We start from the raw sequence: 21,046 nt of genomic DNA on the forward strand, positions 1-21,046 counted from the left end.
ATTGCTTGAAAAAGGTGGGCATTTTGTGAAAATGCAACCTTTTTTTTACGACAAAGTTCGCTTAATTTCAGCAACCTGTGCAGCAAAATCCTCATCGCTCAATACCGGAACTAACGAGGATTCAGGCGGTATTTCAGCCCCTAGCTCAATCCACGATTTACAGCCGATATAGGCCTGCTCAATTGGAATATGTAAAGGTTCTGCCAGTTTATACACTCTTAGCAACATGAGATGCAGCGGTTTATTACGTTTCCACTTCAATCTATCTTCCGTGAAATTTTCTGTCCAAATGTGAAAAGGATACAGCTTATTCAGCAGTTCTCCATCATTAATCTCAATATCCTCGATCATCCGGGCATACGAACAGATTGTGACCTGGTCATCCTGCGCACTCCAAGAGACCAAGGTATCATCAATTACACGTCGATAACTTTCCTTAAGCAATTCTTTTCTTTGGTGCTCGTAGGTAGGATAAAGAAAAAAATCATTCGATTCGACTTGAAAATCCCTCGTTTCTTCAACTATACCCCCTTTGCGCATAATAAAAATTTGTGTGCCGTCTTCCAGTGCTCTGATAGCCGAAGCCCATTCTTTCAAGGCCTTTGGTTTTTCCACCGACGCCAACTCCTTGTTCACCCAATAATCCACTTATTATAAGGAATTTGAAGAAGCAAAACAACACGGCATGAAAAGGCGAAAAGAAAGGGATGGCTCTCAGGCCATCCCTAAGTCTACTTATTTACATCTTCGGCGTAATACGATTGTTGTATACGGGCAAACTGTGTTTGATTCTGTTTCATCGGATTAGGATCTGCATTCTTCCCGGGTGCCTCCGCCTCGAAAGCCATGAATAATAAGAAAAAGCACGCCGCCATTACCAGCAGCACATTCAGGATTTTCATCATCATAAGATCCTCCGAAAGCGAATTTGCTACTAGTATAACGAAGTATCGTTAGGCTCATGTTTTTCCAGCTTAAAGAAATTGTAAAGGGGTTGGCTACTTGTAACTATCCGAGGAAAGATTGCAGCATCCAGCGGTGTTTCTCCAGTGAAGTCTGTATGGCTAGCAGCATATCCGAAGTCGTTTCGTCTTGCACTTCTTCACAGGCCTGCATGCCTGCCTTGAGCTCTTGGGTAAGAATCGTGAAATCCTCAATGACGGCTTCAACCATTTTGGTTGCCGTCTCGGTTCCTTGCGCTTCTTTTAGCGAGGACAGCTCCATATAGGCTTTCATAGTTGCCGCGGGCTGACCGCCAATCGAGAGAAGACGTTCAGCAAGTACATCAATGTGCAGCGCGGCTTCATTGTACAATTCTTCGAATTTGACATGCAGCGTGAAAAATTGGCTTCCTTTTACATACCAATGGAAGTTATGAAGCTTAACAAAAAGCAAGCCCCAGTTCGCAATTTGCTTATTGAGAACGGTTTGGATGGATTGAGCTGATGTTAGTGTTGTTGTTACCATGAAAAGTGCCTCCTAGTTGTTATTGTCGGTACAGCATGTACACGTTACTTTGCGTTCTTTGTGCTGATTTTATGTAATTTGTGCAACATTTCCGAAGAGAGTATTTCACGCGGCCCCTTTTTGTCTTATACTAGGGAAAGACGATTAATACAGAGTAAACTAGTTGGAATTAATTTTTATGACTCATTAGGAGGCAAGCCATGTCCACATATCATCCTTTAAGTGAAGCTCAAGCGATCGAATACGCTCGTCAAATCCCAGATTTGTTCCAATCTGGATCGGAACTGACCAGCCATGAAATCGGCGATGGCAACTTAAATCTCGTTTTTCGCATATCAGAAAAAGCTTCAGGAAAAAGCATTATTTTGAAACAAGCCCTTCCATATGCGAAGGTTGTCGGAGAATCCTGGCCGTTAACGCTTGACCGGGCACGTATTGAAAGCGAAGCGCTAATTATTGAAGAAAGATTAGTTCCTGATCTTGTGCCGCATGTTTATGCTTATGACGCGGATCTCGCACTGACGGTGATGGAGGATCTAAGCGATCATATCATTATGCGCAGAGGGTTAATTGAACGGAACGAATATCCGCTGTTTGCCGAGCATATTGGCCGCTTTATGGCACATACATTGTTTTTCACTTCGGATTTAGGCAAAAATCAGCAGGAAAAGAAAATCCAACAAGGCCGCTTCATCAATCCTGAGCTTTGCAAAATTACGGAGGATTTGATTTTCGATGATCCGTACCGCGATGCGGAAACGAATAGCTTTGAAGATCATATCCGCGATGCGGCAGAGCAGCTTTGGACGGACAGCGAGCTTCACTTCGAAGTCGCGATTCTTCGCCAGAAATTTTTGACGAGCGCGCAAGCTCTGCTTCATGGTGATTTGCATACGGGAAGTATTTTCATCAAACCTGATTCCACGAAAGTCATCGATCCCGAATTCGCTTATTACGGGCCAATGGGCTTCGATATTGGCGCTGTGCTCGCAAATCTGATTCTAAACTTTGCGGGACAAGAAGGCTGGAGTCAAGATCACGAAAGCCGTGAAGCGTACCGCGCTTACTTGCTGAATACCGTGAAAGAGGTATGGACGCATTTTGAAGCCAATTTCCGCGCTTTGTGGAATGAGCATGGTGTAGATCGTGTCTTCCAAACGCCTGGCTACCAAGACTATTTCCTTAATAATCTACTTCAGGATACAGTGGGCTTCACAGGTGCAAAAATGGTACGCCGCATCGTAGGACTTGCTCATGTCGCAGATATTGATAAAATTGAAGATAGAGCCGCTAGAGAGCGCGCTCAGCGTTTGGCGTTAGCGATTGGCACAAGCTTTATTCGCGCTAATCGTCAAGTGACTTCTATCGATGAGCTCATTGCCATCGTCACCAAAGAATCAGCAGTAGAAAGAGGATTTGTTCTATGACTAACAAGAATTTAGAAGGTTTAGAAGAGCAAGGTGCATTGCAATCCTTGCGTTGGAATGGTCAGCAGCTTGATCTATTAGATCAGCGTTTGCTGCCAGAAGAGATTGTATATTTGCCGCTGGAAACACCAATTGAGGTGTGGGAAGCGATTCGTCACTTGAAAGTTCGCGGCGCTCCGGCTATCGGAATCGCCGCCGCGTATGGTGTATATCTAGGTATCCGCAACGTGGATGCCGCGGTGGATGGGCTTCTGGCGGAAGTCCAGAAGCAAGCCGACTACCTGGCGACGTCGCGTCCGACAGCGGTGAACTTGTTCTGGGCGCTCGACCGGATGAGAGCGCAGGCAGGCACTTTGGCAGCGGCGGGCGTTAGCCCCGATGCGTTCAAAGCAGCGCTTCTTGACGAAGCGCAGAAGATTCAAGCGGAGGACGAGGAGACGAACCGCCAGATCGGCGAACACGCGTTGACGCTGTTCGAGGATGGCTTCGGCGTGCTGACGCACTGCAACGCCGGCGGTCTTGCGACAGCCAAGTACGGCACGGCGCTAGCGCCGTTCTACTTGGCTAAGGAAAAAGGCGTGAACCTGAAAGTGTTCGCGGACGAGACTCGTCCCGTGCTGCAAGGCGCGCGGCTTACAGCTTTTGAACTGCAGCAGGCTGGCGTCGACGTGACGCTGATCTGTGACAACATGGCCGGCGCGGTCATGTCCAAGGGCTGGATCCAGGCGGTCATCGTCGGAACCGACCGCGTTGCGGCTAACGGTGATGTTGCCAACAAGATCGGCACGTACAGCGTGGCAGTCTTGGCGAAAGCGCACGGCATTCCATTCTACGTGGCGAGCCCGATCTCCACGATCGATCTGAACACACCTACAGGCGGGGACATTCCGATTGAAGAACGCCATGAAGATGAAATCACGCAAGGCTTCGGCAAACGTACGGCACCGGCAGGCGTAAAAGTGTTTAATCCTGCCTTCGATGTCACACCGAACGAATATGTGACGGCGATTATTACGGAAAAAGGCATCGTTCGTGCTCCATATGCGGAGAACCTGCGTAAGCTATTTGAGTAATTAACATGATTGCTTGCTTGTAAATGTAAATAACGCCGAATACTCCTGCTATTTTGCTGTATTTGTTTCACTATTGCACAAATAACTGGACTTTCTACCGCTAATTTCAACAAATCCAGGGACTTTGGTCCGGCAGCGGCGGTTTTGATGGAGTTTTTCCATCTATTTCCTTCCTTGGGCCGACACAGCTCCGATTAGCGGTAGTTTTTCCAGTTAAGTGCAACAGAGTGGCATCGCCCGTCGCCACCAAAAAAGGCTGTTCCCACCGTATCGTAGTTGATTGACTACGAGAACGGCGGGAACAGCCTTTTTCTTATCCATGCAGGCGTTCACGATACCTGTTCGGCGTGACACCATGGGCTTTTTTGAAAACATAATGCAAATAATTACTGGAAGCAAATCCGCTCTTCTCGGCAATTTTCTCCAAGGTCATAGTCGTTTGCAGCAGCTCTGTACACACATGTTTCAAGCGAACCTGCTCCAAATATTCACTGAAGGATATGTTCGCTTGTTCCTTAAAGATGCGCTGAAGCTGCCGCGAAGAGATCTGCAGTCGCTCAGCAACGCCTTCAAGCGTCAATGGACGCCGGAAGTTGTCCTCGATGAATTGTATAGCAAGTTGGTAGCGGTAGCTTTTCATATCGCGCGCTGGCAAATTGAGACCTTGATGATCCGCTTTATAAGCTCCTATTGTTCTCAGCAGCATTTGGATAATCGATTGTTTGATGATCGTATATTGTCCAAGCTGGTTGTCCCGCCAAGCTTCAAAAGCGACCAGAAAGCATTTCATCGCTTCCTGCCGGTCAAAGGCAGGGATATGCGGAAGCTCGCTTAGCTGCTTGATGCAAGCATCTGCCTCGGCTATCTCCCATGCTTCTCCCCAAGCCTGCGCCTCGCTCCCAGAGCCATCACTCTGCGGCGCAGGCTCTTCCAACCTCACAAAGTCAACATGCAAACACAACTCATCCATCTTTTCGTGTTCATCCGCCTCTTGGCGGTGCGAGAGACCTGGAGCTGTGACATACAGCATCCCTTCCTGCAAAGGGTGGGTAATCCCATCCAAAATGACTATGCCTTTTCCGCTAGGGATATAGTGAATCTCGAATTCGGAATGATGATGAAAATCGATTACCGTTCCAGCCGGAAAGGAGGTCAGATGACAGCGGAGCACGCGGATTCCGTAAGAACCCCACCGAAATCGCAAGTCCAAGCGATCGAGTGCCGTTGGATTTTCAAGCATCGGTTCAAAGTAAAAGGGCTGACTCATGCTGAACCTCCTTCCATCCTGTACAGCTCAGCTATTACTGAGCCAAGGAATCAATACGTACTTGTTGTTTGGACTCAGCGGAGCGGTTGGAAGCCTCCATCAGCTTGGTCAAGTCCACAGCCAGTTGAATATTTTCAGTGGCTTTTGTTCCGTTTTGAATGTGGTCTACCCATTGATCAAAGGCAGACGGCTTCTCTTTCGGACCGTTCTCGTAGGCTGTCCAGCCAGCGTCAGCATGCTTTCTCGTACGCAGCAGAACTCTTCCGTCATGATCAGAATACAGTACGCTGCCTTCGGTACCATGAACTTCAATCACGAATGGCGAGTGAGCGTTCACAAAACCAGCCTCAACAATGCCCAGAGCGCCATTCGCATACTGAAGCGTAGCTACAGCATTATCTTCAACTTCTCTGCCCGTCACATAGCCATAAGAAGCGCTTACAGCCTCAGGCAGACCCAAGAAAAGACGAGTAAGGTACATTGGATGGCAGCCAAGGTCGATTAACGCGCCACCGCCACATTGTTCAGCATTGTAGAAATGCTCAGGCAGCCAGCCTTTCGGATTCGCCTCTGTAGAAATACCGCCATTGTGAGAGAGACGAGTGCGCACTAGCGTAATCGAACCTAGGAGTTCCTTCTCGATAATTTCTTGAACCGCTAATGTATACGTTGGATTCAAACGCGGCAATGAAACTGTCAAAGTTACACCAGCTTCATTGACCGCATCCAAAATCTCATTCACTTCATGTAACGTTGGAGCAATAACTTTCTCCGTAAAAATATGTTTACCTGCCTTGGCAGCCGCAACCATAACATCACGGTGCATGTTCGTCGGGGTGTCAACAACGACGCCGTCAATCTCCTTATTTGCCAGTAACTCAGCAAGATCCGAATAAAAGGCAACACCACGCTGCGACGCTTCTGCTTGTCCGCGCTCAGGAATTTCATCCCACACTGCTACAATCTCGGTATCTTTGTGCTCGGTAACCTGTTTGGCATAGTCTCTTGCATGTACGTGCCAAAAACTTAACATTGCTACTTTAATCATGTTAACCTCCAAATAAGTGACTTGGCTTTATTTTAACATGCCTTGGCAGCTTGATAAATTTCGAATTAGCGACAGATGAGGGTGCAAAATAACGACACCCCATTTATTTACTTACAGGAACCGCATTGTAGTACTCTTCCATGGTCATCTTCTTGGCTACCATATCCTTAGCCGTATCCGTACCTACATAACGAATGTGCCATGGCTCGTATTGGTACCCCGTAATTTTCTCTTTTCCTTTGGGGTAGCGGATAATAAATCCGTACTCCTGGGCATGCTTCTCCAGCCAGTTCGCTTCTTTCGTCCCTCCAAAGCAATCCTCGGCGGCACATTTCCCGTCACTGCCGGATACATCAATCGCAAGTCCTGTTTCATGTTCGCTTGTTCCTGGCACGGCGCTGTACGTTTTTGCTTTTTCCTCCCCATCCTTCAGGACATAACGTTGGAATAGGGACTTCTGCGTGGCGTATGAGCGATAGGCCGAAACGCCCGCTAGATTGATACCATCTTTTTTCGCGCCAGCAACCAGCTTTTCAATTGCATCCGCCGCGACGGTGCGCATTTTGCGTTTTTCAATCTTCTCCGTGAATGTAAAGGGAATATCCGGGTAGACCAAATCCGTCGGCTCGTAGCTCGAAGGAAGTGAAAACTGTTTATTCACCAGAACCGTCACACTTTCCGGCTTGGCGATAACTTGAAGTCCATCACTTTTGGAAGGCGCGTTGGATGCCTTCGGAGAAGCTGAAGGACTCGGAACCGGCGTAGAGCTTGTTGGCAGTGAAGCTGTTGGCGTTGATGTGGAGGTCGCCGTATTTGGCGTAGCCGTTGGCGTTGCGCTCACAGATGGGCTCGCGCTTGGTGCAACTTTCTCTTTGCTGCAGCCCGACAGTATGGATAACGCCACCAGTAGGGCGAGCGAGTATTTTGTCATTTTGTTCATGCTCAGATGAATGCCTCCTCGAAGTTGAAAACTTACACATGAAATAGACTTCTCATCGCTAGTAAAAGTTGCATGAAGTCGAATTTCAACGTAAAAAAGACTGCCATTTAGGTTTTGCGCCTAAATCGCAGCCTTCTCATATTTTATGCATAACGTATCATTGTTACAAGTTTTATTCTTTTTCCAGAAATTGCTTAAGCCTGACTCGCGGCAATCGCCTGCTCTAAATCGTAGATGATATCTTCGATCGCTTCAGTTCCAACGGATAAACGAATAAGTCCAGCTGTCACGCCTGCAGAAAGTTGTTCCTGTTCACTCAATTGGGAGTGTGTTGTGCTTGCAGGGTGAATAATGAGTGATTTGGAATCTCCTACATTAGCTAAATGTGAAAAGAGCTGGACGGAATGAATCAGCTTCTTACCTGCTTCAACGCCGCCTTTGATCCCGAAGCTCAAGATAGCCCCTTGACCCTTAGGCAGGTATTTCTTAGCTAACTTATAGGAAGGATGGCTTTCCAGTCCGGCATAGCTAACCCACTCCACAGCCTCATGGGACTCCAAATATTGAGCCACCTTCAGGGCATTCGTGCTATGACGCTCCAGACGCAAATGCAAGGTTTCCAGTCCTTGCAAGAGCAAGAACGAGCTGTTCGGTGAAAGCGAAGCACCCAAATCGCGAAGCAGCTGAACTCTTGCTTTGATAATGTAAGCGATTGTCCCTACCGCCTCGGTGTACACAACGCCGTTATAGCTCGGATCAGGCTTCGTTAGACCTGGGAATTTGCCGCTTGCCACCCAATCAAACTTGCCACTGTCAACAATGACGCCACCGATCGTAGTTCCATGGCCGCCAATAAACTTAGTTGCCGAGTGTACAACAATGTCAGCGCCGTGCTCGATAGGTCTTAGGAGGTAAGGACTTGGGAACGTATTATCAACAATCAATGGAATGCCATTCTCATGTGCAATCGCTGCGACAGCTTCGATATCGAGGATATCTCCTTTGGGATTGCCGATCGACTCCGCGTAAATCGCTTTCGTTTTATCCGTAATGGCGCTGCGGAAATTTTCGGGATTACTTGGGTCAACGAACTTAACGTTAATCCCTAGCTTAGGCAATGTATTTGAAAATAAATTATAAGTTCCGCCATACAAGGAAGCAGCCGATACAATTTCATCTCCAGCTTCAGCAATGTTCAAAATCGCAAACGTAATAGCAGCCTGACCGGATGCTACGGCAAGAGCCGCTGGCGCACCTTCCAAAGCAGCAATCCGCTTCTCAAAAACATCCGTCGTTGGATTCATAATTCGCGTATAAATATTACCAAACTCTTTGAGTGCAAATAAATTTGCGGCATGGTCCGTATCGTTAAAAACGTAAGACGTTGTTTGATAAATCGGAACAGCTCTTGAATTCGTTGTAGGATCGATCTCTTGACCTGCATGAATGGCTAATGTTTCCGGTAAGTACTGGCGTTTGGAATCTGACATTGCACATGCCTCCTTGGATGGTAAATGGATAAGTTGACAATAACTCGATAATTCCTACTGGATTAGTATGTATTTATTCTAATGGAAATATCTAGTCATAGTCAATATACCATATTGACATTTTTTTCTATACTTGTTTCATAGAAAGAGAGTGTTCCTGCTAGTTTCCCTCTATGCCTTGTCAGGCGGCAGTAATACGATCCGTCCATCTTCCATTGCAACGCGCACTTTATTCGTCCGGGAAGCTCCAATCGAGTCGAGGAAATTGGCCGGAATTTGCAGTCTGCCCGCCTTGTCAACGACGGCATACTCAACATGGGAATCCTCTTCGGCAGCCAGGATACCCTGCTCAAGCTCCAGCAATTCCTCTTGATAGGATTTGCGCCGCAGAATCTCCGAGGACGTTTTGCCGTCCCGAATCGCAACCACGCGGTCTACCTTCTTGGCCAAAAGCGGATCATGCGTAACAATAACAACCGTTAATCCAAAACTGCGGTTCAGCTCGCGAAACAGATCGAGAATTTGATTCGCCATTTTCGTGTCGACAGACCCTGTGGGTTCATCCGCCAATAAGAGCCTTGGCTGATTCGCAAGCGCAATGGCAATAGCGACACGCTGCTGCTCCCCGCCAGAAAGCTCATTGAGCTTATTGTTTCTACGATGGCTTAAACCTACAGCTTCCAGCAAATCTAAAGCGCGATGGCGCTTGCGCCGCCCCTGGAGAAGGATAGGCAGCTCCACATTTTCCAAAGCTGTCAAATAAGGAATCAAGTTTCTCGCATTATTTTGCCAGACGAAGCCAACGGTTTCCCTTTTATACTTGACCAGATCGGATTCCTTAAATTTCAGCAAATCCTTCCCATCCACACGAAGATTACCTGCTGAGGGGCGATCCAGCCCTCCCAGCATATTCAACAACGTCGATTTCCCGCTGCCGCTGTTACCGATAATCGCCATCAGCTCACCTTCCTCAACGTGGAGGTCAAGCCCTTGCAAAGCAACGACTTCAAGATCAGCTGCCTTATAGATTTTAACCAAATTTTCACAGTGAATCATCTTAATCCTCCCCAAGCTTAATGGCTTGATGAATCTTAATTCTGGAGAGCATCCCGCCTAGCAGCAGTAAACCAATCCCTATCATAACCAAGACGATGACGTATAAATGCAGCTGATCGTTAGGATCGAAGCTCACTTGAAAAGGCGGCACTTGACTCGATGAGTCAAACGTTAACTGGAACAAGGGAACGTACAAACGGCTAGCCGTGTTCCCCGTGACCATACCAATCAGGACAGCTGCGCCGGAGGTTAACAATTGCTCGGCAACTAGCATTCCGATCAACTGAGCATAAGAAATCCCCATCGCGCGAAGCACGCCGAATTGTAAAATTCGACCGGATAATGAGAGCACCCAGTACAAAAGAAAGCCCATAAAGCTGATGCCGATCGCAATCAAGAAACCAAGTGTCATAACGCCGTTCACGGCCAGTTGGAAAGGATCGTTTTTGGAACGGACTAACATTTGCTTCGTATCAACCAGGCTTGTAATCTCGATGTGTTTACTATCTAACGCTTCATACAAAGCTTGGCTGGTCATGTCAGGTTTTAGCTTAAGCCATACATCATACGGTTCCACAGCCAAATTATTTTGGAAGTAGGAAAGATGTCCAACGACAAGCTTGGGTGCATCCACTTTAGTTTTCTTCGTCGAGCCTGACGTGCTTCCCGTACTTGATGAGGCTGTCAATATCGGATTAGGATTCCAGCTTGGCCAGTAATCGATAATCCCATAGACGACAGAGGCGGTTCCTCTTACATCTCCCCAACCAATATTCACCGTATCGCCAACTTTAGCCCCTGTTTCATCAGCAATAGACCGAGAAATAAGCACAGCCTTGGAATCTCCAGCCAGCAAGTTCAAATACTCATAGAAGTGATGATCCAGCAAATGATCGCGAAGCCAGGCCGTTTGACCGAATTCATCTGTATCAATCCCCATCAGCGTTGTCCGTTTCGTTTCTTTGCCGATTGTGAGGTAAGCATCTTTCTTTTGAAAAACACGAGCAGCGGATTCAACACCTGCCAGTTGGGTAAAAGGCAGAAACGGAGGCTCCGTATATTGCACTCGTTTCTTGACAACAGCTTCACCTGCAGGAGAACCAGCATCACCCGAAGGTCCAGACGGGCCTGACTGTGGAGGCGGTGCATCATTATCCCAGGGTGTTTGCAAAACAATATCCGTCCCATTCGTATAGCGGATCTTCTCTTCGATGTTTTTGTTCATCGTCCGGGCTGCGCTCGCACTGAACAAACCGGTTGCCAGTGTCATCACGATAAACAGCATAATGAACTGGTATTGTGTCGTAGACCTGCCTACCTGAAGGAGCGTCGAATACAGATAAGGCGGCCACCATTTGCGTCCAACCGTATAGATCAATTGAATAATCCACGGATAGATCCGCAGGAGGAACAGGCCCATTGCAAAAATGAATAACGCCGGCACAACAAAAAGGAGGGGATCGACCTTCATGTCCATCGAATCCAGCCCAAGAGCTACCAGATCCGTCATTCGCCGGTTAAAGCTCTGCAATAAATAAATCGATACGGCTAATAAGACAACATCGAGAAAGATTTTATGAACAAAAGAGAGCCTGTTCTTCCTCGCGAGGGACTGCTTATGACCAACAATGGTCGTGCGAGTCGCCATTACGGCAGGAATGAGCGTCATGCAAACCGAAGCTACCACGGCAACCAAAGCATATTGGTAAGCTTCTTTATTCAGCTTAACTTCCATTGCAGCGCGTTGAACAAATTCCAGAAACCCATTGGAAGCGCCAAGAATTTTGGTCAATTGCATCCCGATGGCAGGTCCAACTAGAAGAGCAATCCCCCCTAATAAAGCCCCCTCCAGCACATAGCCCAATAGAATCTGAGTACGGCTTGCTCCTCTGCTGCGCAGAACCGCAATTTCTGTTTTTTGCCTTTCTGTAATCAAATTAGCAACCATGAATAAATAGAAAGCTAACAAAATACTTACAGGCACATTCAGCGACCATAACATCATTCTTAATTTTCTCTCTTTCTCACCATACACTTTCAAGGTAGGAAGCGAGGGATTCTCAGCTTTATAAGAATTGAACCGACTGCTTAAGTAGCCTTCCATTTGCGCATGTGCAGCGGTGTAGGCTCCCAACCCTTCCAGCTTTAATTGGTGATAATCGAGTATATAATTCCAAAAGCAATACAGGCTGGTAAACTCTTTGTTAGTGGTAATTTCTTTCTCAAATAATCCAAAGGGAATGAAAAATCTTGATCGCAAATCATACATATTATTGGTCCAATACGGATCGGCGTAATCGCTGCGATCAATGACCCCTACCGGTTTAACGCGAATGTTTTGCTTCAAATCCGCGTCTGTGATGGTTAATTCATTGCCAAGTACAATCTTCATCTCCGTCAGCAGCTCAGGGAATACCCACGCTTCATACACGCCATTCACAGGCTCTGCGGAGGGCATAACACCGTCAACAAGGCGAATATGCTTATCTAACTCCGACATCGTTGTCAGCTCGCCTAGACGCTTCACACTAGGATCGACTTTACTAGGATCACTCGGTTTAAAATTGAAATTCATCGTGCTGCGCGTGGTGGTCGAAAGAAGAATAGGGACACCAAATGCTTTGCTTTTTTCTGTCAAAAAAGCGTCCGTTTCCGCGAGAAGACGATCTGTCTCTGGCTCCTTCTCGGATCTTACAAAGTACGCGTAATTATACACTTGCCCCGGATATTGTCTGGTGTCTGTTTGCAGAAATTCCAAGTCCTTGATCAGCATGCGCTGTAAAATGGCGTGCGTATAAATAGGCATCGAGCTTGCGAGAGCTACTGAAATAATAAGCCCTACTAATAAACTAAGCTCGAGCCAGCGATTTTTAACCATTTTACGGAGAATCATCAGAAATAAAGCCATTGCAATCCTCCTATGAAAGTACTAGTTCTCTAATATGACATTTTGGCCTTCCTTGAGACCTGTTCGAATTTCAACTTCCGTAGGGGTGACAAGGCCTTTTTCGACATCGACTTCTTTGCGGCTTTCCCCATTCAGCACTTGCACATAATCTCTGCCCAGATAAGTCCGCAGTCCTTTTCTCGGAATCACAATGACATTCTCTCGCTTCTCAACAACAATCGTCATGTCTCCGGATGCGCCAATCTCTGCACCCTCTGTTCCTAAAGGAACTCCAACGATAATCGTTTTGGCATTTCTTTCGGCTTGTGCCTTGTTATCTGTTGGGGGAGAGCTGGATGGTGTTCGCAGCACTTTGCCCTGCACCGTATTCACCGATTTCGCGAGCTTGACTTCTACATTCATTCCAACTTCTATACCCGTAAGTGTTCCGATATCTGTAGCTTCATAGGAGAGCTCTAGATGCTCAGGATCGGACAGAACCACAAGCGTATTGAAGGCATCCACTAGACTTCCTTGCTGAGTATTCGTTACGAAAGTGACCACTCCACTGGACTCTGCCACTAACCTTGTCTTATCCAGCTGCGCTTGCAAGGATGTCAGTTGCAGCTGCGCAGCTGCAATATCAATATCCTTCAAACGAAGCGCCAGCGATTGATTGGGATCAGCCTGCCTGGATTGCACGCCAGCAATCTGGGCTTTCTCCAAATTCAATTTCTGAAGGGCAATGCGAGTTTCTAAATCCCCCTTCTCCAATTCAGCAAGCACATCACCCGGCTTAACCACATCGCCTAATTTGACGCGTAAACCTGCTAAACGATGGTCTGACTCTTTATAATAGTAATTGCTCGTTTGGCTCGACTTGAACGTCCCCATAAAAGCAGCTTTTTTCGTTATGCTGCCTTTCTTCACTTCATAAAGCTCAAAGTTTTCTTTCACTGGTTTGACTAACGGCGGCTTTAGCGCCTCCTCTTCTTTGGGCAGCAGCGAGCACCCTGCTAGTAAAAGCACAACACCCGTTATAAGAACGATTTTAGACGCAAATGGACTAACCTTCATCGACAATGGTACCATCCTCCAATGCATACACTTCATCTACAATTTCCATAATGGCGAGATCATGTGTGGTCAAAATAATGGTCATTCCTTCTTGCACTAAATCTTTGAACAATTTAAGCACTTGGAGCCCCATTCTGCTATCCAGCTCCGCTGTAGGCTCATCTGCCAAAATCAGCTTGGGTTTGTGAGCGATCGCTCTGGCAATCGCAACCCGCTGCTGCTCGCCGCCAGAAAGCTCATAAGGACGATGCTTCATTCTCATTTTCAAACCAACGAAATCCAGTGCCTCTTCCGCTAATTGCTTATAGTGCTTGGGATGAATACCCGATATGCGCAGACCAAACTCAACATTCTCGTAGGCAGACATATAGGGGACTAAAGCAAAGGATTGAAAAATAAGACCGATCTGCTTCCGTCTGACTTCATTGCGCTTCGCCTCAGATAAACTGCTGATCTCCATGCCCTCTAAATAAACGGCGCCTTCCGAAGGATGGTCGAGTGCCCCGAGGATATTGAGCAGCGTTGTTTTACCGGACCCCGATCTTCCGCGCAGAGCGACAAGCCTGCCTTTGGGAATACTGAGATGAGCTCCCCGCAGTGCGTGAACCGCTCCCGATCCTTTACCAAATACGCGCGTAACACCAATTGCTTGCACCATAGGCACCTGATCTACCTGCATAGTCAAAGTTAACACCTCATCTTTATTCCTAAATCATGGAACTCTCTCTCTAAATGTAAACCTTTGCATAATAAAAAAATAGACAACCTTTGTTGGAAAAGGTGTCTATTTGTTCTGCTCGAATTCTTTGGGCGAGCAGCCGACTACACGTTTGAATGTCTTGGCAAATGTCTTCGCATCTGGAAATCCGACGGCATCAGCCACTTCATATACCTTCATTTCGCCTGTTCGCAGTCTGCGTTTCGCCTCTCCCATGCGGATTCGCGTCAATGTTTCACTCAGCGATTCTCCCATTTCCTTACTATATAAATCACTCAAATAGCTGCGGCTCAGTCTGACATATTCAGCCATATCCGATGTGCTGATGGGGGATGCATAATTGTCCATCATATAAGTCAAAACCTTACGAATAAAGGGATTGTTTGAGCGGTGAATCGACTCTAATCCAACAGGCATCGTATTCTTCATCAGCATGTTCATCGCTTGAAGAACCACTTCCCTAACCTGCTCGAACTTGCTGCAGGCGCTCAGAGATTTGTTATTTACGTATAGCTCCTCATATTGCTCAAGCGCTGCGCAGCCGCGTTCGCGCGCGTAACCCGCTGCAAGCGCAAGCAGCTCCTGGATAAAGAGCAACACCTTATCCTTGTCATGGCGCTGCTCCTTCAACTTGCGGCAAAGCGCCTCCGCATGGTGCTGATAGCCCTCGCTGTTATTGTGCAAAACACAGCGCAGCAGGTCGCTGCGAATCTCAAAAGGCAGCGCAGGCACTTCCCCGCATGCTGCCCCCGGCGCAGGCACAACCAAGCGATTCCAGCTGGAGCTGTAGAATCGCTCCTGCACCTGCCGCGCGTGCAGCGCCGCGGCAGGCTGCACGTCCGCGAGCCGGCGGATCACGACGCCGGCTCCGATAAACCAGTCCGGCGCGTGCGCGAGCCGGACCTCCGCGGCGCGCTCAAGCGCCGCGGCAGCGGCATAGACGCCGCCATCTCCGGCGGCGTCATGCTCTTCGGCTGCTGCTGGGAGGAACAGCAGCGTGCTGTCGGCGGCCAGCGGCAGCGCCGCCAGGCAGCCGGTCCAGCGCCAGTCTGTGACGGCGGCGCTGGTCCCGGTGTGCAGCAGCAGGCTGATGAGGCTGCTGCTTGCTCCGGCAGAAGCGCTCTGCGGCGCGCCTGCCCCGAAGAGCTCTGCCTGCAGCTCAGCTTCGCCAAGCTTGGTCTGTAAATAGACCTGCAGCCTGTTCGAGAGCTGCATTTGCTTCGTGGAAGCCAGCTCAAGCTCCCGAATCTGCTGCGCTCTCTGGTCATTCCGCTGAGCTTCGAGCTCTCGCTTGACACCCAGCAAGATGTCGATTAGCGATTCTGGCTCCATCGTAGGCTTGAGAATATAGTCCTTCGCCCCAAGCTTCATCGCTTCTTTCACATAGGTGAAATCATCCATGCAGCTCAGAACGATGGTGCTGATTGGTCTTGTCCAATCTCTTAGCTTTCTTATGAGCGCTATGCCGTCCATACGCGGCATAATCAGATCGGTAATCACAATGTCGATTTGGAGAGACTCCAACAGTTCAACTGCTTCTAGCCCATCTTCTGCATCCCCGGCATAATGAAAACCGTGCATCTCCCAATCCACCAATGTACGCAATCCTAAACGAATGATAGGTTCATCATCCACAACGAGGACATTCATTCAGCTTCCAACTCCTCTCCCTGATGGATGGGAAGGGACATCCTGATCATGGTTCCTTCCCCAGGTTTGCTAGCAATATGCATTTTGAATTCCGGCCCGTAGTAAAGCTTGATTTTCTCGCGAATATGAGATATACCGACGCCGCTCATTCGTTCTCTCAGCATCCGATCGGATCGGGTACCTCCTGCAGCCTGCATGGCCTTCCAGCCAGAACTGCCCTCTTCCACCTGCATCCCGACACCATTGTCCTCTACTTGGCAAAATAAAAGGTCTCTATCCAACCATGTTCGAATGGTTATGACGCCTTCCCGCTTCGCTGGCTCGATACCATGGATAATCGCATTCTCCACAAGCGGCTGCAGGAACATCCTTGGGACCAGACAGCCCAAAGTTAACTCATCCGCTTGAGTGACGACCTGAATGCGATCCCCATAGCGAAATTTTTGAATCTCCATGTAATCGCGGATCAGACCAATTTCTTCACGCAGTGTAATAAATTCGCCCTTCTTACCTAAGCTAGCTTGCAGCAGGCGAACTAATGCACTGACAACCTCTGAAATCTGAGGTGTTTTATGTATTTTAGCAACCCATTTTATCGTGTTCAAAGTATTGTAGAGAAAATGCGGGTTTAGCTGATAATGGAGTGCTTCCATTTCGGCTTCCTTTTTCAGCGATTCCTCTCTTTTTACCTGCTTAATAAGATCTTCGAGCCGATTCAACATTTGATTATAGCTTTGACCTAAATGTGCCCACTCGGTAAAACTCTTGGATGTCCAATACGCTCTTAAATCACCAAGCTCTGCTCGATTCATCAAAGCTTTTAACGCATGGAGAGGCCTCGTGACATAAATCATGAACAGGAGTGAGCTGCCTGCACTGAGCACAATAACCAGAGCCATTAAAGCAATTAACCAAGCGCGATAATAGGGAAACGCTGATGCAAACGATGGAATTGCGGCTTCATAGTAAGATGTCCACTGGACTCCCCCTATCATATCTACGTGTTTCGCAGAATGAATTATTGAATCCTCCGTGTGCAAATAGTCCGTTTCACGCCCAGCGTTTTGTAATTCTTCGCCCGTGTATAGGCCATTCCGATAAACCACGTTATTATTCTGGTCCTTCAGGACGTAGGCTTGAGAAGTACTCTTAACGGGTACTTCCTTCATCAACTTGTTCATATTGATCCATAACGTAACCCTTCCAAGTTCCTGCAAACTAGACTTATCTCTAATTGACTCCGTATAGGTCAGCAAATAAGCATCAAGTTTACTATACTCGGCTATTAATGGTTCAAAACGATTCTCTGCTGTTCTGATCCGTGTATCCAGCATCCCGATACCCTCTGCGCTCTGAGTACATAACGTTCGATTCGATGTCTGTAAAGTCAAGCAAACCTGCTCTAGATAACGGTTCTGAAGCATTTGATCAGACAGCAGGCTGTTCGTATATTCGTTCAAATCTTTTCCTTCTTGGGAAGCTGCCTCTTTCATTTTGACAAAAGTTACAACGCCATAATCCTCCGTGACTCGGTGCGCTATTTCTGATGCGCTGCGCAGTCCCTGATAGATGCTACTAATCACTTGATCGTGCTTTTGATTCGTTGAAAGAGTGAACTCTTTGTTGCTGTAAGCGGAAAATTGCTGATGAAATGCATACATGACCGAAACTAATGGCATTGAGATAACTAGAAGCATATAGAGAAACTCACGAAATTGAAAGCGATTAAATACATGTCTGATCAGCGATCGCATACATCACCTTTCATGTTGCAGTTGATAGTTATTTCATTATAAATCTATCTTTTACCAAAAAGATAGGTCACTACAGGGAACTACAGGGCTCTATTTTGGATAAATGAGCTGTTTTTTGAGGAAGCGGAATCTACAGGTAATCGTGCGAGTCACAGAAAATAAGGGACTGTAGTTCCTATTGCTGTTTGCCCCCGTTTCAGCTTCACAAAAAAAGAGGCCACTCATCCGGTCATTCCTGCCCGTATGAGATAGCCTCTTATTTCCTACTATTGTTATTCACCGTACTAAAGCACCTTGGACAAAAAGGACTTTGTCCGCTCTTGTTGCGGGTTTTCGAAGATTTGATCAGGCTTGCCTTCTTCCACAATAACGCCTTGCTCCATAAACATAACGCGGTCGCCAACCTCGTGAGCGAAGCCCATTTCATGGGTCACGACAACCATCGTCATCCCTTCCTTAGCCAGCTGCTTCATTACCGCCAGCACTTCACCGACCATTTCGGGATCCAAAGCGGAAGTTGGCTCATCAAACAGCATAATCTTCGGCTCCATCGCAAGTGCGCGAGCAATCGCAACACGCTGCGCTTGACCTCCGGAAAGCGAATCTGGATAAGCATCAGCTTTATCTACGAGCCCAACCTTCGTTAGAAGCTCCATCGCTTTTTTGCGCGCTTTATCCTCTGACCATTTACGCACTTGAATCGGCGCCAGCGTAATATTATCAATGACCTTCATATGCGGGAACAAATGAAAACGCTGGAACACCATGCCGAGCTCCATGCGGATCTCATTGATTTTATTCGTCGGATCCATAATGTCTTTGCCATCGATCTTGATGGAACCGCCGTTAGGCTGCTCCAACAGGTTCAGACAACGTAGAAACGTTGATTTCCCCGATCCAGAAGGACCAATCACAACCAGAACCTCTTTGTGCTGAATATCTGTGGATATATCTCGCAATACAACGTTATTGCCGAATGCTTTGTTAAGATTTCTAACTTCAATCATCGCGTTCATATTTCTACACTCTCCTTTCCACATAGCTAAGCAGCTTGCTTAGTGAATAAGTGAGGATGAAATAAATTAATGCAGCAGTCAAGTAAGGCTCCCACACTGCGAAATATTGGCTGCGCATCGCATTCGACCAATACATCAATTCTGGAGCAGCGATAACCGCAAACAGAGAAGAATCCTTAATCAATACGATAAACTCATTCCCAAATGGAGGAATCATCCGCTTAATCGCTTGCGGCAAAATGACCTTTTTCATCGTTTGATAGTGTGTCATTCCTAGTGACTGCGCCGCTTCCGTTTGGCCTTTATCGATGGACTGAATGCCTGCCCTGAAAATTTCGGCCATATATCCCGCAGAGTTCAAAGTTAAAGCAACAATAGAAGCAATGATGGCATTGGTTGTACCCAGAAATAATGGAACGACCCCGAAGTGCACGAGCAAAATTTGTACCAACAGCGGTGTGCCGCGGAAAAAGTTCACATATATGCTAGTTGGCCATCTTAAGTATCCACGACGAGACATTTTGCCTAATCCAACAGCCAGTCCCAGCACGGAACCGAAGCAGATGGACAGAATGGATATCCCAATGGTCCAAAGTGTACCTTTTAATAAAAGCGGTAAATATTCAATAATAATGTCAAAACGAAACTCCATTCCACACTTCCTTTCTTACCTTATTATGCCTAAAACAGAACAACAGCATGCGTAGGGTTGAAGTCACGCATGCTGCTTCTCTTATTATTTTTGTTCAAGCAACTTTTTCGTGTCAGGCTCTTGACCGAACCATTTTTTATACACCTTTGCATAAGCCCCGTTTTCAATCACTTTCTTGATTGCCGGGTCAAGCTTCGCTTTAAGTTCGCTGCCTTTAGGAAGCAGAATACCGTAGTATTCGGACTCAAAGTTTTTCGCATCGGAAATGGTAACGAATTTTTTGTTCGGATTATTTTTCACATATTCACGAACGATTGCGATATCCGCTACAACCGCGTCTACACCGTTATTTTCAAGTTCCAACAGTGCAAGCGTGTTGTTATCAAGACGTTTCAAGGATGGGTTCTTCTCGCCCATGATTTTGCTCATAAGCGTATCTGCTGTTGTAGAGATTTGAACGGCAACCTTCTTGTCCTTCAGGTCTGTCGCGCTTTTGATCGGGCTGCCTTCTTTGACAAGAATCATGTTGGTTGATTCGAAATACGGGATGGAGTAATCGTAGGATTGTTTACGCTCATCTGTAATCGAAACGCTGGAAATCCCAGCTTGGTACTCTTTCCCTTGTTTAACGCTTGTAAGCATCGTGTCCCAACCCGTATTCGTTACATCGTAGGAAAGTCCTGCTTCTTTCATAACTTCTGCAAGAAAATCGATGTCGAACCCGGTCATCTTGTCTTTATCCATATATTCCATTGGCGCATAAGCAGCATCTGTCGCAAACTTGTACTTCGTGCCGCCGCTATCTTTAGCTCCTCCACAACCCGTTAATCCAATAACTAGAGCTGCTGTTAAAACTAAAAAAGATATTTTTTTCATTGAGATTCCCCCCGTGCTATGTATGGAACGAATCATATTTTAACATCTGGTTAATAAAATGACAATGTCTGTGTTTAGAAAAGTAATAAGGAAAATGCAGGCAACCGACTTTCGTGTTCATTTTTGGTTTTTTGCACAAAAGAATTGGACTACCTTTGTTCTTTTTACCTATAAAAAATAGAAAAACGCCCGGATCTCATGATCCAAGCGTTCAAATTCCATAAGTTGCTGTTGTCGATTGCTGACCCTTACATCATTTTTAAAATGGCTTCCCTTCCCGTCATTCCAGCAAAAATGCCCAGGTCTTCCGCCGTGTGCGTCACCGATTCCAGCGGTGCTTCCAGAAGCTCCTCAATCGTGCGCACGCCAGTTGCCCTTGCTGCGACAATGTTGCGTTCACTCAAACGCTCGTTGAGCAGTGCAACGTCTAATGCACCGCACATAATGTATCCTTTATCTGTCGTTACTACCAGCAGCGTCGTCTTGGGCAATTTAACCTCTATCGCAATTGCAGTATGTCCCTCAAGGAGAATAGGTTCTACGCGCATCATGCTCTGCACAGCTCCTCTTTGCAGTCTTACGGTAGTATATGCGCGTGCGGCTAGTACGGTGTGATGTTTGGTGGAAAAAGAATTTTTGTTTGTGGCT

At 47.0% G+C, this 21,046-nt stretch carries 19 protein-coding genes; 2 read left to right on the forward strand and 17 right to left on the reverse strand.

Annotated features, from left to right (window positions below; all coding sequences use genetic code 11):
- Nucleotides 1-45: 45 nt before the first annotated feature.
- From AC58UW_RS08020 to AC58UW_RS08030, 3 genes are all read right to left on the reverse strand, one after another.
- On the reverse strand, nt 46-615 hold the full coding sequence (locus tag AC58UW_RS08020; RefSeq protein WP_497420174.1) for a DUF1802 family protein: 570 nt from the start codon (nt 613-615) through the stop codon (nt 46-48).
- Between the two features lie 116 nt (nt 616-731).
- Nucleotides 732-905, reverse strand: a complete 174-nt coding sequence (locus AC58UW_RS08025; protein ID WP_497420175.1) for a hypothetical protein — start codon at nt 903-905, stop codon at nt 732-734.
- A gap of 103 nt (nt 906-1,008) precedes the next feature.
- On the reverse strand, nt 1,009-1,467 hold the full coding sequence (locus AC58UW_RS08030; RefSeq protein WP_497420176.1) for a Dps family protein: 459 nt from the start codon (nt 1,465-1,467) through the stop codon (nt 1,009-1,011).
- A gap of 200 nt (nt 1,468-1,667) precedes the next feature.
- Here AC58UW_RS08030 and mtnK point away from each other — a divergent pair, with 200 nt between their 5' ends.
- Nucleotides 1,668-2,894, forward strand: a complete 1,227-nt coding sequence (gene mtnK / locus AC58UW_RS08035) for an S-methyl-5-thioribose kinase (RefSeq protein ID WP_497420177.1) — start codon at nt 1,668-1,670, stop codon at nt 2,892-2,894.
- Entirely contained in the window at nt 2,891-3,967 is a 1,077-nt protein-coding gene (gene mtnA, locus AC58UW_RS08040) for an S-methyl-5-thioribose-1-phosphate isomerase (protein WP_497420178.1), read from the forward strand. Before mtnK ends, mtnA begins: the two co-directional genes overlap by 4 nt.
- A gap of 313 nt (nt 3,968-4,280) precedes the next feature.
- Here mtnA and AC58UW_RS08045 read toward each other — a convergent pair whose 3' ends face one another.
- The 14 genes from AC58UW_RS08045 to AC58UW_RS08110 form a co-directional block, all read right to left on the reverse strand.
- Nucleotides 4,281-5,234 carry a cupin domain-containing protein gene (locus tag AC58UW_RS08045; protein ID WP_497420179.1) on the reverse strand — a complete coding sequence of 318 codons (954 nt, stop codon included), beginning with the start codon at nt 5,232-5,234 and terminating at the stop codon, nt 4,281-4,283.
- A gap of 34 nt (nt 5,235-5,268) precedes the next feature.
- Complete coding sequence (locus AC58UW_RS08050) at nt 5,269-6,282, reverse strand: Gfo/Idh/MocA family protein (RefSeq protein ID WP_497420180.1); 1,014 nt, start codon at nt 6,280-6,282, stop codon at nt 5,269-5,271.
- Nucleotides 6,283-6,385: 103 nt separating this feature from the next.
- Nucleotides 6,386-7,222, reverse strand: a complete 837-nt coding sequence (locus AC58UW_RS08055; protein ID WP_497420181.1) for a M15 family metallopeptidase — start codon at nt 7,220-7,222, stop codon at nt 6,386-6,388.
- 194 nt (nt 7,223-7,416) lie between these two features.
- Complete coding sequence (locus AC58UW_RS08060) at nt 7,417-8,712, reverse strand: homocysteine synthase (RefSeq protein ID WP_497420182.1); 1,296 nt, start codon at nt 8,710-8,712, stop codon at nt 7,417-7,419.
- A 171-nt stretch (nt 8,713-8,883) separates the two neighbouring features.
- Nucleotides 8,884-9,768, reverse strand: coding sequence for an ABC transporter ATP-binding protein (locus AC58UW_RS08065; RefSeq protein ID WP_497420183.1), 885 nt, complete (start codon nt 9,766-9,768; stop codon nt 8,884-8,886).
- Nucleotide 9,769: 1 nt separating this feature from the next.
- Nucleotides 9,770-12,676 (reverse strand): ABC transporter permease, encoded by a 2,907-nt coding sequence (locus tag AC58UW_RS08070; RefSeq protein WP_497420184.1) that lies wholly within the window; start codon nt 12,674-12,676, stop codon nt 9,770-9,772.
- Between the two features lie 21 nt (nt 12,677-12,697).
- Entirely contained in the window at nt 12,698-13,732 is a 1,035-nt protein-coding gene (locus AC58UW_RS08075; RefSeq protein ID WP_497420607.1) for an efflux RND transporter periplasmic adaptor subunit, read from the reverse strand.
- Entirely contained in the window at nt 13,722-14,411 is a 690-nt protein-coding gene (locus AC58UW_RS08080; protein ID WP_497420608.1) for an ABC transporter ATP-binding protein, read from the reverse strand. The genes AC58UW_RS08075 and AC58UW_RS08080 overlap by 11 nt, the downstream gene beginning before the upstream one ends.
- Nucleotides 14,412-14,516: 105 nt before the next feature.
- Complete coding sequence (locus AC58UW_RS08085; RefSeq protein WP_497420185.1) at nt 14,517-16,100, reverse strand: response regulator; 1,584 nt, start codon at nt 16,098-16,100, stop codon at nt 14,517-14,519.
- Nucleotides 16,097-17,797, reverse strand: a complete 1,701-nt coding sequence (locus tag AC58UW_RS08090) for a sensor histidine kinase (protein WP_497420186.1) — start codon at nt 17,795-17,797, stop codon at nt 16,097-16,099. Before AC58UW_RS08090 ends, AC58UW_RS08085 begins: the two co-directional genes overlap by 4 nt.
- Before the next feature lie 341 nt (nt 17,798-18,138).
- The gene (locus tag AC58UW_RS08095; protein WP_497420609.1) at nt 18,139-18,861 is read right to left on the reverse strand and encodes an amino acid ABC transporter ATP-binding protein; all 723 of its coding nucleotides are present in this window, start codon (nt 18,859-18,861) and stop codon (nt 18,139-18,141) included.
- 13 nt (nt 18,862-18,874) lie between these two features.
- A complete protein-coding gene (locus tag AC58UW_RS08100) occupies nt 18,875-19,522 on the reverse strand; it encodes an amino acid ABC transporter permease (RefSeq protein WP_497420187.1) in 648 nt (215 codons plus the stop codon).
- 84 nt (nt 19,523-19,606) lie between these two features.
- A complete protein-coding gene (locus AC58UW_RS08105; protein ID WP_497420188.1) occupies nt 19,607-20,398 on the reverse strand; it encodes a basic amino acid ABC transporter substrate-binding protein in 792 nt (263 codons plus the stop codon).
- 248 nt (nt 20,399-20,646) lie between these two features.
- Nucleotides 20,647-20,949 carry a YunC family protein gene (locus AC58UW_RS08110; protein ID WP_145659671.1) on the reverse strand — a complete coding sequence of 101 codons (303 nt, stop codon included), beginning with the start codon at nt 20,947-20,949 and terminating at the stop codon, nt 20,647-20,649.
- Between the last annotated feature and the right edge of the window lie 97 nt (nt 20,950-21,046).

Source organism: Paenibacillus sp. J22R160 (assembly GCF_059692135.1).

Coding starts and splice junctions, on each gene's coding strand:
- mtnA (WP_497420178.1), top strand. CDS start 2,891: ATGACTAACAAGAATTTAGAAGGTTTAGAAGAGCAAGGTGCATTGCAA.
- AC58UW_RS08065 (WP_497420183.1), bottom strand. CDS start 9,768: ATGATTCACTGTGAAAATTTGGTTAAAATCTATAAGGCAGCTGATCTT.
- AC58UW_RS08090 (WP_497420186.1), bottom strand. CDS start 17,797: ATGCTTCTAGTTATCTCAATGCCATTAGTTTCGGTCATGTATGCATTT.
- AC58UW_RS08030 (WP_497420176.1), bottom strand. CDS start 1,467: ATGGTAACAACAACACTAACATCAGCTCAATCCATCCAAACCGTTCTC.
- AC58UW_RS08060 (WP_497420182.1), bottom strand. CDS start 8,712: ATGTCAGATTCCAAACGCCAGTACTTACCGGAAACATTAGCCATTCAT.
- AC58UW_RS08070 (WP_497420184.1), bottom strand. CDS start 12,676: ATGGCTTTATTTCTGATGATTCTCCGTAAAATGGTTAAAAATCGCTGG.
- AC58UW_RS08055 (WP_497420181.1), bottom strand. CDS start 7,222: ATGAACAAAATGACAAAATACTCGCTCGCCCTACTGGTGGCGTTATCC.
- AC58UW_RS08025 (WP_497420175.1), bottom strand. CDS start 905: ATGATGAAAATCCTGAATGTGCTGCTGGTAATGGCGGCGTGCTTTTTC.
- AC58UW_RS08085 (WP_497420185.1), bottom strand. CDS start 16,100: ATGAATGTCCTCGTTGTGGATGATGAACCTATCATTCGTTTAGGATTG.
- AC58UW_RS08075 (WP_497420607.1), bottom strand. CDS start 13,732: ATGAAGGTTAGTCCATTTGCGTCTAAAATCGTTCTTATAACGGGTGTT.
- AC58UW_RS08105 (WP_497420188.1), bottom strand. CDS start 20,398: ATGAAAAAAATATCTTTTTTAGTTTTAACAGCAGCTCTAGTTATTGGA.
- AC58UW_RS08110 (WP_145659671.1), bottom strand. CDS start 20,949: ATGATGCGCGTAGAACCTATTCTCCTTGAGGGACATACTGCAATTGCG.
- mtnK (WP_497420177.1), top strand. CDS start 1,668: ATGTCCACATATCATCCTTTAAGTGAAGCTCAAGCGATCGAATACGCT.
- AC58UW_RS08095 (WP_497420609.1), bottom strand. CDS start 18,861: ATGATTGAAGTTAGAAATCTTAACAAAGCATTCGGCAATAACGTTGTA.
- AC58UW_RS08100 (WP_497420187.1), bottom strand. CDS start 19,522: ATGGAGTTTCGTTTTGACATTATTATTGAATATTTACCGCTTTTATTA.
- AC58UW_RS08080 (WP_497420608.1), bottom strand. CDS start 14,411: ATGCAGGTAGATCAGGTGCCTATGGTGCAAGCAATTGGTGTTACGCGC.
- AC58UW_RS08050 (WP_497420180.1), bottom strand. CDS start 6,282: ATGATTAAAGTAGCAATGTTAAGTTTTTGGCACGTACATGCAAGAGAC.
- AC58UW_RS08045 (WP_497420179.1), bottom strand. CDS start 5,234: ATGAGTCAGCCCTTTTACTTTGAACCGATGCTTGAAAATCCAACGGCA.